15 protein-coding genes are annotated in these 17,937 nt (G+C 62.7%); 9 read left to right on the top strand and 6 right to left on the bottom strand.

Annotated features, from left to right (window positions below):
* Positions 1-353: 353 nt before the first annotated feature.
* The gene (locus EA472_RS04960; RefSeq protein WP_124190400.1) at positions 354-1,205 is read right to left on the bottom strand and encodes a metallophosphoesterase family protein; all 852 of its coding nucleotides are present in this window, start codon (positions 1,203-1,205) and stop codon (positions 354-356) included.
* Between the two features lie 167 nt (positions 1,206-1,372).
* Here EA472_RS04960 and thsB point away from each other — a divergent pair, with 167 nt between their 5' ends.
* Positions 1,373-3,016, top strand: a complete 1,644-nt coding sequence (gene thsB, locus EA472_RS04955) for a thermosome subunit beta (protein ID WP_124190416.1) — start codon at positions 1,373-1,375, stop codon at positions 3,014-3,016.
* Between the two features lie 401 nt (positions 3,017-3,417).
* Here thsB and EA472_RS04950 read toward each other — a convergent pair whose 3' ends face one another.
* Positions 3,418-4,359 carry a calcium/sodium antiporter gene (locus EA472_RS04950; protein WP_394341337.1) on the bottom strand — a complete coding sequence of 314 codons (942 nt, stop codon included), beginning with the start codon at positions 4,357-4,359 and terminating at the stop codon, positions 3,418-3,420.
* 222 nt (positions 4,360-4,581) lie between these two features.
* Between EA472_RS04950 and EA472_RS04945 the strand changes: the two genes are divergently transcribed.
* From EA472_RS04945 to EA472_RS04935, 3 genes are all read left to right on the top strand, one after another.
* On the top strand, positions 4,582-5,100 hold the full coding sequence (locus EA472_RS04945) for an S-layer protein (RefSeq protein ID WP_124190398.1): 519 nt from the start codon (positions 4,582-4,584) through the stop codon (positions 5,098-5,100).
* Positions 5,101-5,269: 169 nt separating this feature from the next.
* On the top strand, positions 5,270-7,207 hold the full coding sequence (locus EA472_RS04940; RefSeq protein WP_124190397.1) for an ABC transporter ATP-binding protein: 1,938 nt from the start codon (positions 5,270-5,272) through the stop codon (positions 7,205-7,207).
* A gap of 68 nt (positions 7,208-7,275) precedes the next feature.
* Complete coding sequence (locus tag EA472_RS04935; RefSeq protein WP_124190396.1) at positions 7,276-7,653, top strand: hypothetical protein; 378 nt, start codon at positions 7,276-7,278, stop codon at positions 7,651-7,653.
* 66 nt (positions 7,654-7,719) lie between these two features.
* On the opposite strand, the gene EA472_RS04930 is transcribed toward EA472_RS04935, so the two are convergent.
* The gene (locus tag EA472_RS04930; protein ID WP_124190395.1) at positions 7,720-8,505 is read right to left on the bottom strand and encodes an IclR family transcriptional regulator; all 786 of its coding nucleotides are present in this window, start codon (positions 8,503-8,505) and stop codon (positions 7,720-7,722) included.
* A 155-nt stretch (positions 8,506-8,660) separates the two neighbouring features.
* Here EA472_RS04930 and EA472_RS04925 point away from each other — a divergent pair, with 155 nt between their 5' ends.
* The 3 genes from EA472_RS04925 (at position 8,661) to EA472_RS04915 (ending at position 12,131) form a co-directional block, all read left to right on the top strand.
* The gene (locus EA472_RS04925) at positions 8,661-8,924 is read left to right on the top strand and encodes a HalOD1 output domain-containing protein (RefSeq protein WP_124190394.1); all 264 of its coding nucleotides are present in this window, start codon (positions 8,661-8,663) and stop codon (positions 8,922-8,924) included.
* 55 nt (positions 8,925-8,979) lie between these two features.
* Positions 8,980-9,777 (top strand): PHP domain-containing protein, encoded by a 798-nt coding sequence (locus tag EA472_RS04920; RefSeq protein WP_124190393.1) that lies wholly within the window; start codon positions 8,980-8,982, stop codon positions 9,775-9,777.
* Positions 9,778-10,637: 860 nt separating this feature from the next.
* The gene (locus EA472_RS04915) at positions 10,638-12,131 is read left to right on the top strand and encodes a CoA-acylating methylmalonate-semialdehyde dehydrogenase (protein WP_124190392.1); all 1,494 of its coding nucleotides are present in this window, start codon (positions 10,638-10,640) and stop codon (positions 12,129-12,131) included.
* Between the two features lie 187 nt (positions 12,132-12,318).
* Here EA472_RS04915 and EA472_RS04910 read toward each other — a convergent pair whose 3' ends face one another.
* Both EA472_RS04910 and EA472_RS04905 read right to left on the bottom strand, forming a co-directional pair.
* On the bottom strand, positions 12,319-13,119 hold the full coding sequence (locus tag EA472_RS04910) for an HpcH/HpaI aldolase family protein (protein WP_124190391.1): 801 nt from the start codon (positions 13,117-13,119) through the stop codon (positions 12,319-12,321).
* A 193-nt stretch (positions 13,120-13,312) separates the two neighbouring features.
* Positions 13,313-14,077 (bottom strand): 2-phosphosulfolactate phosphatase, encoded by a 765-nt coding sequence (locus tag EA472_RS04905; RefSeq protein ID WP_124190390.1) that lies wholly within the window; start codon positions 14,075-14,077, stop codon positions 13,313-13,315.
* A gap of 155 nt (positions 14,078-14,232) precedes the next feature.
* Here EA472_RS04905 and EA472_RS04900 point away from each other — a divergent pair, with 155 nt between their 5' ends.
* Positions 14,233-15,345, top strand: a complete 1,113-nt coding sequence (locus tag EA472_RS04900) for a Gfo/Idh/MocA family protein (RefSeq protein WP_124190389.1) — start codon at positions 14,233-14,235, stop codon at positions 15,343-15,345.
* Positions 15,346-15,347: 2 nt separating this feature from the next.
* Positions 15,348-16,583, top strand: a complete 1,236-nt coding sequence (locus EA472_RS04895) for a mandelate racemase/muconate lactonizing enzyme family protein (RefSeq protein WP_124190388.1) — start codon at positions 15,348-15,350, stop codon at positions 16,581-16,583.
* Between the two features lie 95 nt (positions 16,584-16,678).
* On the opposite strand, the gene EA472_RS04890 is transcribed toward EA472_RS04895, so the two are convergent.
* Positions 16,679-17,704: an alcohol dehydrogenase catalytic domain-containing protein gene (locus EA472_RS04890; protein ID WP_124190387.1), complete on the bottom strand. Its 1,026-nt coding sequence runs from the start codon at positions 17,702-17,704 to the stop codon at positions 16,679-16,681.
* Between the last annotated feature and the right edge of the window lie 233 nt (positions 17,705-17,937).

Raw genomic sequence — 17,937 nt, 5'->3', positions numbered from 1 at the left:
GAGAAAAATCCCGACAGCGCGATCAGGACCACCACCGCGAGCGCGCCGAAGATCGTCACCGTCGACTCCTCGACCTGGAGGCCCACCACCGGAACCTCGTACGCGGCAATCACCACCTCGACGGGGAACAAAATAATCACTATGTTGAACTATCAGGCCCAATCGTCTAAACAGTTTCGATCGCTCAACCGGGTAAACGACCGTCCGAGTCGAACGAACGGCCATGTGTGCGCTAGAACGGCGTCTGTAAGGAGACAGAACGACGTCTGTACGTGACCGAAGGATGTTTGAAAGTGTCGGGTAATTCGACGGTTCGATCGACGACACTGCGGTATTGGACCGATACGGACCGATTATTCGACGTGCGTTTGCGCTGGCGCGCTCGAGATGTCGAACGAAACTTCGTGTTCGTCCTCGAATCGGTCTTCGTCGACGTTGTACGTTTCGACGGTAACCCGTCCGTCGGACCCGATCGTTGCGAGCCGAAACCGCGGCACGTGTTCGTCGCCCACCTTCGTCCGTTCGATTCCCGGAATGTGGACGTGATGGTTCCCCCAGTCGTCTCGCGCGTACGTCGTCGTCTCGTGAACGCTCATGTGTGAGTGACCAGAGAAGACGGCGCTGACGTTCGGAATCGACAGGATCCGGTCGAAGTTGTCGACCAACATGGTTCGTCCCTCCGGGAAGACGTTCTGAGGTGCCGCGTGAACGAAGAGAACTGCGGGCAGCTCCTCGTGGTTTTTTAGCTGCGTTTCGATCCACTCCAGTTCTTGCTCGTCGAAGTCCTTTCCGTTCTCCGTGGCCGTCGCGAAGACGAACAGAACGTCGTTTACCGTCTTGACGTAGCTGATATCCGGAATCGCAGACGGATCGTCGTTCCACGACTCGGCGTACTCGAAAAACCGATCGGTGCTCTCTTCGAGTTCTTCGTTCCCGAGGATCGGGTAAAACGGAGCCTCGAGTCCCTGAAGTATCTCCGTCGCCGCCTCGTACTGAACGCGCTTTCCCTCGTGCGCGACGTCGCCGATGCCGGCGACGAAATCGACCGGCCGGTCGCCGTCGATTCGATTGATCGCGTCGACGGCTTTCTCGAAGTTGTCGAAGACGGGATCGGGTTTCGGTTCGAGGTCTCCGACGATCGGTACTCGCGTTACGTCTCGTGACGGCGATTCGTCGTCTCGAGCGGTTGTGTCGTTGTCTGTCATGGTAGATGGTGCTTCCCGATAGCGAGTGATGGTTCCCGGAACGGATACAAAAACTTTCGGTTGCGGTTCCTCGATTTTCCGTTGGAATTCCCCGGTTTCACTGTTAGCGATGAACGAACTTATTTATAGACGCACAATCATAGAATCGTTCGACAATGAGTCGACGAATGCAACAGGGACGTCCGATGATCGTAATGAGCGAAGATTCGCAGCGGGTTTCGGACCGCGATGCTCAGGACTACAACATCCAGGCGGCTCGAGCGGTGTCGCAAGCCGTTCGTTCGACCCTCGGCCCCAAGGGAATGGACAAAATGCTCGTCGATTCGATGGGGTCGATCACGATCACCAACGACGGCGTCACGATCCTCGAAGAGATGGACATCGACAATCCGACGGCCGAGATGATCGTCGAGGTGGCCGAATCGCAGGAGGACGAGGCCGGCGACGGGACGACGACGGCAGTCTCGATCGCGGGCGAACTGCTGAAAAACGCCGGCGAGCTTCTCGAGGACGACGTTCACCCGACGCCGATCATGCAGGGCTTTCACCTCGCGGCCGAGCGGGCGCGAGCCGAGATCGACGACATCGCGGTCGCGATCGATCCGGATGACGAGTCGCGACTGCGGAAGTTAGCGGAGACGTCGATGACCGGAAAACGAAGCGAAGTCGACAAGGGAGTGCTCGCTCCGCTGGTCGTCGACGCCGTCTCGGCCGTAACGCGCACGTACGACGACGGGAAGCCGACTGTCGACCGATCGAGACTGTTCGTCGAAACCCAGACGGGTCGGCGTCCGGCCGATTCGGAGATCGTCGCGGGTGCGGTCGTCGACAAGGATCCTGTCCACGACGAGATGCCGCGTTCCGTCGAGGACGCGAACGTCCTGTTGCTCGACGCCCGGATCGAGGTCACGAGCGCGACCGCCGATCCCGAAATCGCCGTCGACAACCGGGAAGCGCTGCAGGAGTTCGTCGATCGGGACGAGCAAGAGCTCAAGGAGAAAGTCGAGAAGATCGCTGATCTCGGGGCCGACGTCGTCTTCTGCCAGCGCGGGATCGACAAACTGGCACAGCACTACCTGGCCCAGGAGGGCATCCTTGCCGTCCGCCGCGCGAAAAAGGCCGATCTCGAGTCGCTCAGCGACGTCGTCGACGCGACGATCGTCAACCACCTAGAGAGCGCGGAGGAGGCTGATCTCGGCCACGGCGACGTCGTCCGCGACGAGGACGACGAACTGTTCTACGTCGAGGGCGACGACGCTCCGGTCGCGACCGTCCTGCTTCGCGGCTCGACTGACCACGTCGTCGACGAACTCGAACGCGGCGTCGAAGACGCCCTCGACGTCGTCGCACGGACCGTCACCGACGGCCGCGTCCTCGCGGGAGGCGGCGGGGTCGAGATCGAGGTCGCCTCTCGACTGCGCGACTACGCCGACTCGGTCTCCGGTCGCGAACAGCTCGCCGTCGAAGCCTTCGCCGACTCGCTCGAACTCGTTCCGCGCGTGCTCGCGGAGAACGCCGGTCTCGACTCCATCGACACGCTCGTCGACCTTCGTGGGGCTCACGACGGCGGCGACGTCCGCGCCGGACTGAACGCGTGGACCGGCGACGTCGAAGACACGTTCGAAGCCGGCATCGTCGAGCCCGCACACGTCAAAGAACAGGCCGTCACCGCCGCCACGGAGGCCGCCAACCTGGTGCTCAAGATCGACGACATCGTCTCGGCGGGCGACCTCTCGACCGACAAAGGCGACGACGAGGAACCGATGGACGCCGGCGGCGGCATGGGCGGCGGTATGGGCGGCATGATGTGAGCCGATTTCACCGACTCCGAAATCCAGTCGAGATACGGACTGTCGGGAGCCGCGAACGCTGACGTCGGTTTCGAGTCCTCGGACGCCTCCCGGTCTCGTTCGGTCGACGTTCGATGGCTCCAATTTTCGTCCATCGGTTCCGGCTCCCGTTCGCGATCTCCTGTATTTTCCCGTCTCCGAGCCGCTTTCGCGTCGTCCCGACCGTCCCTTCGTTCGGCTCTTGGACCAGTCTCTGCGTCACTCACGGACGGTTCACTACGCGGAGTCGGCGGTCGTCGCCTCGTGGGTTCCGTCGCACGCGGGCGGGCTTGCGGCTCCCGATGCCGCCGACGAACGACGGTATCGCACGAGATCCGTCGATAACGACGGACGATACCACCGAGACACACCGAACGACGGTCTCAGGGAAACAGGAGGTAGATGAACGCCGTGTAGCCGGTGATCAAAACTACGCCGTCGACTCGAGAGAGTTTCCCGTTGCGAAGCATCATCCCGACGAGCACGAGGGTGAAGACGACGAGCGCGACCAGTTCGAATCGCAGGGTCTCTGGTGAGACGGAGATGGGAATAATGAGCGCGGTGATCCCGATCACGGCGAGGATGTTGTAGATGTTCGATCCGATCACGTTTCCGATCGAGAAGCCGGTCTCCCCGCGAATCGCACCGACGACGGAGGCGGCCAGTTCCGGCAGACACGTGCCGATGGCGATCACCGTAACTCCGATGAAGAGGTCCGAAAAGCCCATCGTCGAAAGGAGACCGCGACCGCCGTCGATGAGCCAGCGCGAACCGATGACGAGCGCGACCATGCCGGCGACGACGAGGCCGACGTTGCGAGCGGTGCTCCCCGTCCGGTTGATCGGGTTCTCAGAGAGCATCGGCGGATCCGTTCTGATGTAGTAGAGCAGGTAGACGGTGAACCCGGCCAGTACGACGAGAAAGACCACGCCCTCGAGTCGGTCGATTCGGCCGTCGAGGCTGAACAACAGGAGCAACACCGCTGCGAAGATCATGAACGGAACGTGCCGTCGGAGCACCGTCTCGCTGACCGACAGCGGCCGAATCACCGCGGTAAGCCCGAGGACGAGACCGATGTTGGCCACGTTCGAGCCGATGATCGTCCCCAGACCGATGTCGGTCGAGACGGTGAGCGCGCCCGCGGTAACCACGAACAGTTCGGGGGCCGTCGTCGCGAACGCGATGACGGTGACCCCGACGGTCGCGATCCGGAGCCCGAAGTTCAGCGCGAGCCTGCTCGCACCGGCGACGAGAAGCTCCGCTCCGGCGTACAGAAACAGCAATCCGAACAGCAACACTACGCCGTACCAGATGAGTCCGTTCATCACCGCGACGTAAGCTGCAATCTCATTAATACCTTCCCAATCGATCTGTCGCTCGATGCTGGACTGGCCCCCGTCCCCCACACGCGCTTGTGAACCGATTCGCTCGGCTCTCGAGGTGCATTTCGTTCTGTGCGAGCGATACGCTAATCTCGAGCTCGAGCTGGCGATTAGTAACGAATCAGATATACCAATACTTTTAAGAATGGCTGTGGGAGCGATCGTATGGTGCGACAGTCTGTCGACAGACGAACGTTTAGCATCGGAATCGCGACGCTGGCCGGCGTTTCGCTCGCTGGGTGTCTCGACGAGGGCGAATCCGATGCCGACCCGGCCGACGACGGCGGTGAACCCGCCGACGACCCGACGGACGATACCGACGACGCAGACGACGACTCGGCGGACGATCTCGAAGAACCCGAAGACGAACCCGAAGACGAACCCGAAGCGGAGACGAACCTCACCGCGTACCTCGAGAACGAGGACGGTGATCCCGTCTCGGACGGCGTGACCGTCGAGTTTCGGGGCGACGGCGTCACCTACATCGTTGAAGGGGATATCCAGGACGGCGTCGCTGAACCCGCGGAGGGGATCGAACCCGGCGAGTACGTCGTCGTCGCTGAGGGCGACGAGTTCGAGACGGTCGAGGAGGAGGCGTCCGTGGACGAAGGCGACCAAGAGGAGGTCACGCTCGTTCTCGAGGGCGCACCGGGCGACGAACCGGAGGAGGAAGACGACGAGTAGTCCACCCACTCCTGTAAGCGGTAGCGCATCGTAATCCCGCGTCGATTTCTGCATCGAACGACCGCGTCAACGGACCGAACAGACGATGGTCTCGCCGCATCCGGTATCCGTTCCGGATTACCACCGAGCCAACGATTAATTACCTGTAGCTCGAAGCCGCGAGCAGATCATGTCGCCGCGAGGGAAGCGTATCGCCGATACCGACGGCGCGTTTTCGGAAATTCGGGCGGAAGGCGAACGCGCGGTGCTCCGGATGTTCCGGGAGTTCGGCGGAAAGCGCAAGCTCCATTTCGCCCTCGGTGCGATCGCGACGATCTTCGCTCGAGCGATGGAGCTCGTGCCGGCGTACGTCCTCGCGGTCGCGATCGATTCGCTGTTTTTCGACGAACAGGCGTTCGCGATCGTCGGCGTTCCGACGGCGTGGTTGCCGACGGAGCCGGAACAACAGCTCCTCCTCGCGGCTGCGTTGCTGGCCGGCGCGCACGTCAGCGGGGCGCTGTTGAGCTGGGTGAACAGCTGGGCATGGAACCACTTCGCCCAGCACTTCCAGCACGAGGTCCGGGTCGAGACCTACGAGGCGATGCAACACCGACACATGGGCTTTTTCGACAACAAACAGACCGGTGAGATCATGTCTATTCTTAACAACGACGTCAACCAGCTCGAGCAGTTTCTCACGCACACGCTCAACCGGGCGATCCGAATCGTGGTTCGGACCGGCGGGATGGCGTCGGTGATGTTGATCGTCAACTGGCGGCTCGGAATCGTCCCGACGATCGTGATTCCGGCGATCGCGTACGCGAGCTACAAGTTCGTCGTCGTCATCCACCCGAAGTACCGCGCCGTCCGGGCCGCCGTGGGCGAACTCAACTCACGTCTCGAGAACAGCATCGGTGGCATTCAGGTGGTTAAATCGTTCACGAACGAACCGTTCGAAGCCGATCGCGTCGAGGGTTCGTCCGAAAACTACCTGCGAAAACAGTGGGAGGCTATCAGGATTCGAATCGTCTTCCGGCCGACGATCAAAGTCCTCACCGCGATCGGATACGTCGCGACGTTCGTGATCGGCGGCTGGTGGGTGATGTTCGGCTCGCCGCATCCGTTCTTCCAGGGGACGCTCACGGCGGGGACGCTCGTCATGTTCCTCAACTACTCCCGGCGGTTTATGAACCCGTTGCGGGATTTCGGCGAGGTCCTGAACGACTATCAGTACGCTGAGGCCGCGGGCGAGCGGATCGTCGGACTGCTGGATTCCGAGCCGGCGATCGCCGATCGCGCCGACGCTCGAGAACTCGAGGACGTCGAGGGGGGCGTCGAGTACCGTGACGTTTGGTTTGGATACGAGACGGCGGACGGCGAGGGCGAAACCGTCTTGCGGGACGTCTCGTTCACTGCCCGATCGGGCCAGATGATCGGTCTCGTCGGATCGACCGGTGCGGGCAAGTCGACGCTCGTGAAACTGCTCTTGCGGATGTACGACGTGGATTCGGGCTCGGTCACGATCGACGGACACGACGTGCGCGACGTCACGCTCGAGAGCCTGCGCGCGTCGATCGGTTACGTGAGTCAGGAGCCGTACCTCTTTCACGGAACCATCAGGGAGAACATCGCCTACGCGAGCCGCGCCCCGTCCGATCGGGACGTCGAACGGGCGGCCCGAACGGCCGGTGCCCACGAGTTCATCGAGACGTTTCCCGACGGGTACGAGACGGTCGTCGGCGAGCGCGGCGTGAAGCTGTCGGGGGGACAGCGCCAGCGCATCTCCATCGCTCGAGCGGTGCTCAAAGATCCGGACGTCATCGTCCTCGACGAGGCGACGAGCCACGTGGACAACGAGACGGAGGCGATTATTCAGGACAACCTCCAGGACCTGATCGAGGACCGCACGTCGTTCGTCATCGCACATCGGCTGTCGACCGTTCGGGACGCGGACACGATTCTCGTCCTGGACGAGGGTGAAGTGGTCGAACGGGGAACGCACGACGAACTGCTCGAGGAAAACGGGCTGTACGCGACGCTCTGGGAGGTACACGTGGGCGAACTCGAGGGGATCCCCGAGACGTTTGCGGAACGGTCGACCGGAACGCAGCCGACCGATCGCGAGTAGCCCGTCGGTCGACGAACCGCCGGAATGCGTGGGAAACTGATATGGTGGGGTGGCAGCAATACGCGAACGTGAAACGATACGAGACGAAGATCGACGGCGAAACGCTGTACGTGGAAGGGACCGACGACTGGCTCGAGGTCGGATCCCTGAACGACGTCTACGAGCTGGTCGGCGGCGAGACGTACACGATCGAGTACGATCAGGCCGGACAGCTGGCGAGCTGGGTCGAGACGGACGACGAGGGTGCGTTCACGTTCGACGTCCGGGAGACGCTGGCGGAGTTCACGTTCGAGGAGGAGTTTGTGACCAATCTGGCACGGGTGCCGGTCGACGACGAAGACGACGACGGCTACCCGCACAGAACGGCCTTTTTCGCGGACATGATGACGACGATCTGGGACGCGAAGGGGTCGCTCGAGACGGCGATCGACGACTCCGATCGGTAAATTTTCGCTTCGAGAGGCCGCTCGATTCGAGTCGAACTCCGGTCAGAAAACAGATCGTCGTAACACCTACGAGTACTGACTGTTGATCTCGATGACGTTCGCCGCTCGGACGACCATCGAGGGCAGTTCCTCGTCGAACCGCTCGCCGATCATCCGACTCGAGGGACCGGAGAGGCTCACCGCACCGAGGACGGTGCCGTCGTTATGGAGGACGGGCGCGGCCACGCATCGGAGGCCGTCGATCCGCTCCTCGTTGTCGATCGCGTACCCGCGCTCTCTGATCTCCGCGAGGTTTTCGAAGAGGTCGTCTCGCGACGTGACCGTCGTGTCGGTGAATCCCGGCAGTCCGTACTCGTCGATGATCTCGTCGACGTACGACTCCGAATAGTGTGCGAGCATCGCTTTGCCCAGCGAGATGCAGTGGAGGAACTCGCGTTTGCCCACGGAAGAGGCCGTTTCGACGGCTTTGTCGCCTTTCGCCTTGTAGATGTAGACGGCTCGTCCGTGCTCTTCGGTCGCGAACTGCGAGAGTTCGCCACTCTCGGCCGCGAGCTCGTCTACTTCTTCTCTGACGACGTCGTAGAAGCCGAGACGGTCCCTGACCGTCTCCGCGAGGTGGAGGTAGCGCAGGCTGAGGTTGTACTCGTCGCCGTTTTTGATCAGGTACTCGTTTTTGTAGAGGGTTGCGAGGTGGCTGTGAACGGTCCCCTTGGAGAGATCGAGTTCCTCGGAGAGTTCGGTTACGCCGGCACCGTCGCGCTGGTGAAGGAGGTCGATGATATCGAGCGTCGTTTGTACCGCACCGACGGTTCTCGGTTCGGCTTCCGACACTTGCTTGTGTTGTTCACCCATACGTGGGAATGTGAATCACACCCCTTTAATTGTTCGGTCTACCCAAACGACGTTTTCGACGACGGTCACACCAGTTCGTCACTCTCGGGACGATGGAATCGGGCTGGTAGCGTTGCTTGAAAACCTTTATCACTGGTAACGTCACTCGGTAGCACATGGTACGTAGTGCCGACGCTCTCTCGAGTAGCCCACCGAACACCGTGACCACGAGTGTCGTCGAACGGGTCGCGGCGGCTTCCGATCGGTCCGTGACGCAACTCCCGCCGCTGTACGATGTGATCGATCCCGACGCCCTCGAGGCGCTCGTCGAATCCACTCGCACTCACTCGACACGGCTGACCACCCTGTTTTCGTACGCCGGATTCCGCATAGCGGTCGACGAAACGGGTATCGTCGACTTCGAGTCCACCGGCGACTAGCCGACGGTGGCAACAATTATATCCGAGGCCACGAGACGTTGACCTACCACTCACCATGATTTCGCTGGATTTGCACGTTCACACGACGCACTCGGACGGATCGGACATTCGCGAGATGGTCGCGGCGGCCGACGAGGCGGGACTCGACGCCATCGGCCTCGCCGATCACTGCATCCTCCACGAGGACGACTTTCGTCGCTGCGACCGAACGAATTTCGACGAGACGTACCTCGAGCGCCGACGCGAAATCGACCGGCTGCAGTCGACGTTCGACGTCACGATACTGGACGGCGTCGAGATGAACTACGACCCCGACTATCACGACGAGATCCGATCGTTCCTCGAGCGCGCGGGATTCGACTACACGATCGGGAGCGTCCACTACGCCGACGAGTACCACATCGCCAAGACCGGCTGGTTCGCGAGCGTCGGCGAGGCGGACCGAGCCGCCGCCGTGGACCACTACGTCGACTGGCAGCTACAACTCATCGAGTCCGAACTGTTCGACATCGTGGGTCATCTGGACCTGTGCGAGCGTTCGAGCGAACTTCGGGGGCGAATCACGGACGACCAGTACGACGCGTTCGTCGAGGCGCTCGGCCGATCCCGGTCGGTCCCGGAGATCAACGCCGGTCGCGTCTTCGACGATTACGGTGCCGTCCACCCGAACCCGAAGGTGCTCGATCGGTTTCTCGACGCCGGAATCCGGTTCGTCCTCGGAACGGACGCACACACGCCCGCGGAGCTCCGCGACCGAGTCGAGTACCTGACCGGTTTCGAGGCGGATCAGGGACTCGACTCCCTCGCGTACGAGGACGGAATCGCCGTCACCGAGGCCCTCGAGGCCTACTGACGTCAGCAAGAGACGATTTAGCGCATCGGACCGTACCGTTGTCCTCTAGGTAGGCGTGCTTTCGTCGCCAGACCTCACCGGATTCCGTCGAGTCCCGAACACGAGACTACTCGACGCCGTCTCGAGGATCTGTTCCGCTCCGGGGCTCGTCGGACGGTTTCGAACCGTTTCGGTTCGTTCGCGTCGTCTCCCGTTCGTCCGTCGGGTGTCCCAGCCCCGCCCAGTCGACGTGCGTCGCCTGCGTTGGCCCTCCTCGACGGTCACACGAGACGGACGAGACACGACTCACGTAACTGATACCGAACGGCGAGACAGATCACAGTCGGGTTTCTCGGTTTCACGACGCATGACGGCGTGTGTATTCCGTTGGCGACGACCGCCGACCTTCGGGTTCGGCCGAAGGCCCTCGACGCACGGACGAGTTCCGTTCGCCCCTTCCGAACGCTGTTGTGAGAGAGCGGGTACGGGCGCAGTAGCGTGCCCGCCGGCCGACGTTTACGATCATACAACTGTAACGAATTCTGCATTACTCGAAACCACGTCTCGCAGTAGATTACAGTAGTACAGATGTAATGTGTCCCCGACTTCACGTTCGAGGTATGCCGTCAAGATAGCGAAGTGCGTTCGCGAGGACCGAACGGAGTTTCAGTCGCCGTGATACGTGATATCGCGACTCGGGGTGGCGTTCGACCGGTCCAGACGAACGGAGATCGCGATCGACCGAGTCACGCATCCGATTGGTGTGAGGTATCGACTGGCCGAGGGGGGTGGGCGTTCGTGACGGTCGAACTCGCGCCGGGATCGGAGCTCCATCGGCTGAACGCAACATCTTTGATGGTTCGGTTAGTTCGTCTACTCGTATGGCCAGCCAAGAGCAGGCACCACTGAGTGAGTCGATTCCCGATACTGCACGAAACTACGTCGGCGGCGACTGGACCGAACCGACGGGCGGTGAAGCACACCCGATCGAAAACCCGGCGACCGGAGAATCGTTCGCGACGATCCATTACTCGAGCGCGAGCGACGTCGGCGACGTCGTCGACACGGCTGCCGAGGCGTTCGACGAATGGCGGCGAACACCGCCCGTCGAGCGCATTCAGTACCTCTTCGACCTGAAACACGAACTCGAGGAGCGACAGGAGGACATCGCACAGGCGCTGACGCGCGAACACGGCAAGACGCTCGCGGAAGCTCGCGGCGAGATCCGCCGCGGCATCGAGAACGTCGAGGTCGCCGCCGGAATGCCGAACATGTTTCGGGAGGGAAGCGGGGTCGTCGAGGACGTCGCGAGCGACATCGACGAGCAGTCGATTCGCCAGCCGCTGGGCGTGTTTGCCGCGATCACGCCGTTCAACTTCCCGGCGATGATTCCCCTCTGGTTCCTCCCGTACGCGCTCGCGACGGGGAACACGTTCGTCCTCAAACCGAGCGAGCGAGTGCCGCTGAGCTCTCAGCTCATCTTCGAAGCCGTCGACGCGGTCGATTTCCCCGAGGGCGTCGTGAATCTCGTCAACGGCGACGCCGAGTCCGTCAATGCGCTCATCGAGCATCCGGAGGTGGTCGGCGTCTCGTTCGTCGGCTCGTCCCCGGTCGCGAGACACGTCTACGAGTCGGCCGCCCGGGAGGGAAAGCGCGTTCAGGCCCAGGGCGGCGCGAAGAACTACGCTGTCGTCACTGAGAGCGCGTCGCTCCCCGAGGTCGTCCCCAACGTCATCGGATCGGTGTACGGAAACGCGGGACAGCGCTGTCTCGCCAACGACGTCGTCGTCGGCGTCGGAGACGTCTACGGCGACCTCCGCGAGAAGCTGATCGAACAGGCGACGGAGCTGACGGTGGGCTCCGGCCTCGACGAAGGGACCGACGTCGGCCCGCTCATCACGGGCGACTCGCGAGAGCGAGTCCTCGACCTGATCGACGACGCCATCGACGAGGGGGCCGAACTCGTCCTCGACGGTCGCGACTTCGACCACCCCGATCTCGACGGACACTTCCTCGGTCCGACGCTCCTCGAGGGCGTCACGACCGACATGGAGATCACCCAGACCGAGATCTTCGGGCCAGTTCTCTGTCTCGCCGAAGCGGACGACCTCGACGAGGCGATCGAGATGGTGAACTCGACCCGGTACGGGAACGCGTCGTCGATCTACACCGAGCGCGGCGGCGAGGCCCGCAAGTATCGGTACGAGGTGGACGCGGGGAACGTCGGCGTCAACGTCGGCGTCTGCGCGCCGATGGGCTTTTTCCACTTCGGCGGCCGGAAGGAGTCGTTCTTCGGAGATCTCCACGCCCAGGGCGAGGACGCGGTGAACTTCTACACGGAGAAGACGATCTGCATCGAGCGTTGGCACCAGTAACGCGGTATCGTCGCGTTTTTCGTCGGGGGTGGCGACGTTGGATTACGGTGAATCGGCGACAGCCGTCGCGGCGCATCGTCGACGAACGATCACGCCGGAACGGTCCGTATTCGACGGTCGGCGCGTCCCGTCGCTCGTCGAACCCTGGCCGGGAATCCGCGAGGAGAAATCGAATCGCGTCCGCGGACTACTCGTTTTGCCGCGGTAGTTCGGTTCGGTCGGCGACGGCCTGTTCGTAACGCTCTTTCGCGTCCTTGCTCGAGGTCGAGAGGTGCGCGGCGTCTTTGCCGACGATCTGGAAGTCGAAGCCGCGTTCGACCCGATCCTCTATCCGATCCGGATCGACCGTCAGCGTCCCGATGGGTGTTTCCTGCGTTCGTCCGGCCTCCAGGACCTCGCCGATGGCGTCGTGGACTTCGGTCGCGTCGTACTCCGCGAGCATGTCGAGCGATCCCGTCAGGTCGGCGGGTCCGACGAACAGCGCGTCGATCCCGTCGACGGCCGCGATCTCTTCGACGTTCTCGAGGCCGGTCATCGTCTCGATCTGAGCGATCTTGAGAATCGATCCGTTCGCTGAGTTGATATACCCGGGAAAGTCGAGTCCGTACTTCGCTGCCCGTCCACCCGCGATCCCCCTGGTTCCGTCCGGCGGGTAGAGGGTCGCTTCGACGATCGATCTGGCTTCCTCCGCGGTTTCGACCATCGGAATCATGACGCCGTCGACGCCGATGTCGAGGACGCGTTTGATCCGAGTCGGATCGCTGTCCGGTACCCTGACGATTCCGCCGGTCCGTTCGTTTCTGGCCTCGACCGCCCGAACGAGATGTTCGACCGTCTCGAGGCTCATCGTCGTGTGTTCCGTGTCGATCAACACGAAGTCGAATCCGAGCATCGCGTTCACTTCGACGACGGTCGGATGACCAATCGAAACCCAGTTACCGACCGGGTACTCCCTCGCTTCGATCTTCTGTTTGATTAGGTTCGTCATGTATTCGTGTGGGGTGCGTTCTGCCCTCCATCCGAACCGAAACCGGAGTGAGGTGTCGACGAGACAGTAAGTGTATACCCACTCATAGTTCCCCTGGTGGTGCGTACTCTATCGGCAAGCGGTATAAAAATATTGGTAGCTATCACGCATGTGAGTGATACTCGACGTCGTCGAGAAAGCGCGGCGGACCGCGTCACGTTCCCGCCCCCTCCCCACGTTCTGCGGCCGATCCGGAGACGTCGACGAGGGCCCGATCGACGAGTTTCGGCACCGCCGATCTGACGTTCACCGCCGTACAGTACTCGAGCATGTCTCGGTGTTTGACCGCCGGCCGATCGACCCACGAGGGCGCTTTTCCGGATTCGACGACCGTCCGGTACGCCTCGAGCTCCGACTCGGACGGCGGATCGCCCGCGAGATACCGGTGAAGCAGGATCGCACCGACGTTGTCCTCGGGGGACGCGTTCCCGTTCGAGCCGGCGGCGACCGCGAACGTCGGCTCCTCCCGTTTCCGCAGGTGATCGGCGACGGCCTTCGCGTTCGTCGTGGAGGCGACGTACACGGTGACGTCGTCTCCCCCTCGCGTTCGGAGGTCGGTCACCGCCGCCCCGCCGTTCGTCGAGGTCATCGCAACCGGCTTCCCGTCGACGTCGACGGACTGGACGTAGCTCGGCGAGTTGAAGAAGTCGTATCCCTCGGTGGGTTCGTACTCGTCGGTCTTCCCGCCGCCGATTCTGGCGTCGGGATGGTCCTCCTGATACGCGAACTCGTCGCCGCGCTTGTCGGTGACGTGAATCCGCGTCGCACCGTTCGTCAACAGCTCTACGACCGTCGTCGAGAAACTCGCCACGTCGATCACGACGTAGTTTCCCGGCCGGGGATTCGAGGGAATCGCCGCCTGCGACGGAATCGTCGCCTCGGCTAGTGGGCCCGTTAGTTCGCCTGATGATTCGCTCATCGGAGCCGAATTGCGGACGACTCCTAATAATACTGCGTATTGGACGAGTCGTTCGCCGGAACCGTCTCGATCCCCCCGCTGCGACGAGCACGTTCCGTGATTCCCCATCCCCGTGACCGGAAACTATAACACTCGTCTGCACCATCGTTGTCGTGATGCGAATCGCGATTGTCGGTTGTGGGACCATCGCGCAGGTGATGCACATCCCGTACGCGGCCGAGCTCCCGGAACTCGAGGTTCACGCCCTCGTCGATCCGGCCGTCGACCGCGCACGGACGCTCGCTGCGCGCAACGGCGTTCCACACCACTTCGAATCAACGGACGAACTACTCACCGAGGTCGGAACCGAACTCGACGCGGCGATCGTGCTGACGCCGCCGCAGGCTCACGCGGACGCGGTGATTCCGCTTCTGGCCAACGACGTCGACGTACTCGTCGAGAAGCCGCTTGCAATCTCGCCGACCGACGCCGATCGGATGGTCGAAGCCGCCGCGGAGAGCGACGCGACCGCGATGGTGGCGTACATGAAGCGCTACGACCCCGCGTACGAACGCGCCCGCGAGGAGATCGACGCCATCGACGAGATCGATCTGATCACGGCCTACGACGTCGATCCGAACCACGGTCGAATCCTCGAGGAGGTCTACGACACCGTCGGCGGGGAAGTCCCCGACTCGTTCGTCGAGGCGAGCACGCGCAAACGTCGCCGGGACGCGCTCGAGGCGATCGGCGCGCCCGTCGACGAGGCCGACGGTGTCGACGACCTCGCGGCCGACTACGACTGGCATCTCGAGCACATCTGCCACGACGTGAACGCGCTACGCGGACTGTTCGGCGACGTCGAGCGAATCGACCACGTCGACGTCTTCGCGGACGGTCGGTACGCGACGGCACACCTGGTCTACGAGGGCGGTCACCGGTGCGTCCTCGACTCGGGGCTCTCGAATCGCAACTGGTTCGAGGAGTGGATCAGAGTGGACGCGCCCGACCGCGCCGTGACGGTCGAGTACTCGAATCCGTTCATCAAGAACAGCCCGACCGAAATAACCGTCAAGCAGGGTATCGAAACGCTCTCGGAGACGACGCACACGCCGTCCTACGACGAGAGCTTCAAGTGTGAAATTAGACACTTTACGCGCGCGGCCGCGGGAGAAGCGTCGGTCGAAACCACCTTCGCGGAGGCGCGCGACGACGTCTACCTGATCGCCGACCTGTTTCGCGTCTACGACGGCGTCGAACCGCTCCGCGAGTATCAATCCAGCCACTGACCATGTACGAAGACTTCGCATCCGATCTGGCCGTAACGATGTGGGCCGAGTTCGACGAGACGCCCGCACGAGACGAACCGACCCCCGAAATAACCGACCTGAACACCATCGTCATCGACGGTAACTTCCCGTGGACGATCGTCACGGTCGAAACCGACCAGGGCGTGACGGGCATCGGCGAAGCCTACCCGTCGCCGGGCGTCCACGAGGTCATCACCGACTACCTGCGACCCGTACTCGTCGGGGAGAATCCCCTCGACGTCGAGCGACTGTACTACCTGATGCGCGAGAGCCTCTCCGGTCGCGGCTCGCAGTGGGGGATCGGGACGATCGGAATCAGCGGCGTCGAGATCGCGCTGTGGGACGCCGCCGGGAAGATTCTCGACCAGCCGGTGTACCAGCTCCTGGGTGGCAAGTTGCGCGAGGAGGTCAAAGTCTACGCCGATTGTCACGCCGGCGAGGCGATGGTTTCCTCGGCACAGGAGGGCCAGGAGGAGGAGACGTACCAGCCCGAAGCCTACGCACAGGCCGCGCGAATGGCCGTCGACGACGGGTTCGACATGATCAAGTTCGATCTCGACGTGCCGTCCGGTCGTGACGTCGATACGCTTTCGCGACACTTCGATCCCGTCGAGATCGAACACAAACGATCGATCGTCGAGGCCGTCACCGACGAGATCGGATCCGACGCCGAGGTCGCCGTGGACTTACACTGGAACTTCAGCCCCGAGACCGCCGGACGGCTCTGTCGCGCGATCGAACCGTACGACCTCGCGTGGGTCGAGGACCCGCTCCCGCCGGAGAATACCGACGCCATGCGCGAGCTCAAACGCCGCGTCGACGTGACGCTGCTGACCGGCGAAAATCGCTACGGTCGGCACGGCTTTCGCGACCTGATCGAAACTCAGGCCGTCGACTTCCTCGCGCCCGACGTTCCAAAAGTCGGCGGAATCGCGGAGACGAAAAAGATCGCCGACGTAGCTGAAACGTACTACCAGGCGCTCGTCCCCCACAACATCGGCAGTCCGGTCGCGACGGTCGCGACCGCACACGTCGGGGCGACCGTCCCCAACTTCGTCGCCCTCGAGTACCACGCGCGCGAAGTTCCGTGGTGGGAGGACCTCGTGGCACGAGACGACCCGTTGATCCGAAACGGCCGGCTCGAGATTCCGGACGGACCGGGACTCGGAATCGAACTCGACTGGGACGTCGTCGCCGAACACCGAGTGGACGGATAACGCGCGCGCCGACCGCGCTCCTCTGCTATTCGATCGGCTCGATCTGCGCTCGATACCTGATACGAGACGCTGTTCAGCGCCCGATCCGATTCCCCTCACCGCTGCGGGTAGACCATCGCTTTCAGCCCGTCGCCGTCCGCCAGTCGATCGAACGCCCGGTCGAGTTCCTCGAGTCGATACTCGTCGGTGACGAGTCGATCGACGTCGATGCGGTGGTGACACAGGAGCGCCACTGCACGCGAGAACGACTCGGGCGTCAGCGAGTAGGTTCCCTCGAGTCGCCGCTCGTCGTAAAAGAGGTCGAACGGCGAGAGTTCGATCGTCGCGTCGTGCGGGGGGACGCCGAAGACGAGCGTCGTTCCACCCCGGCACGTCAGCTCGTGAGCCTGTTGAATCGTTCGACGGCGACCGACGGCTTCGATGGCGGCGTTGACGCGTCCGACTGACTCCGCGATCGCCGCGGAGGGCTCGTCGCGCGTGGGATCGATCGCGACGTCGGCTCCGAGATCGAGCGCGAGTTCCCGGCGGTCGTCGACCGGCTCGGAGACGACGATCGGGCCGACGCCGTGGACGCGTAGCGTCTGAACGAGCAACAATCCGATCGGTCCCGCGCCGATCACCGCGACGGCGTCGCCGGCGGCCACGCCGAGTCGATCGACGGCGTGTACGCAGCAGCCGAGCGGCTCGGCGAACGCGGCGACCGTCGCCGGGAGGTCGTCGATCGGTTCGACGTTCGTCGACGGAGCGGCGACGTACTCCGCGAACGCGCCGTCGACGGTGGTCGGTGCGGCTCCGCCGATCGACGTCAGATCGGGACAGAGGTTTTCCCGGCCATGCCTACACCGCCGACACTCGTAACACGGGACCGACGGATTGATCGCGACGCGGTCCCCGTTCTCGAGACGATCCACCTCGGCGCCGATCGCAACGATCTCACCCGCGCTCTCGTGTCCCAGCACGCGCGGGTGCTCGACGTCTAACGCGCCGCGGTACGCGTGGAGGTCCGTCGTACAGACTCCGCAGGCGTCGACCCGGACGAGGACCTCAGACGGTCCGGGCTCGGGTCGATCCCGCTCTCGTATCTCGACGGTTTCGGTGGCGGCTAGTTCTGCTACTCTCATGGCCCTTCTCGAACAATTGATGCTCGACGACCTAAAGGTAGGTGTCGCCGCGGGTCTTCGAGCGCACGACGGTCGGAGCGGAATGTGAACCTAATTCGCCGGCCGATTACTGTGCCAAACGTTGACGCACATACCGAACGTACGTCAGCTTCCCTCAGAACCAACTCTCGAGCGTTCATGTGTCATATATAGTCATACATACTACTATCAAAACGCCTAAGTGCGCGGCCGTT

Source organism: Natrarchaeobius oligotrophus (assembly GCF_003841465.1).
Classification (GTDB): domain Archaea; phylum Halobacteriota; class Halobacteria; order Halobacteriales; family Natrialbaceae; genus Natrarchaeobius; species Natrarchaeobius oligotrophus.
The sequence above is the reverse complement of the archived record's forward strand: the minus strand, read 5'-3'. Positions and strand labels throughout refer to the sequence as shown.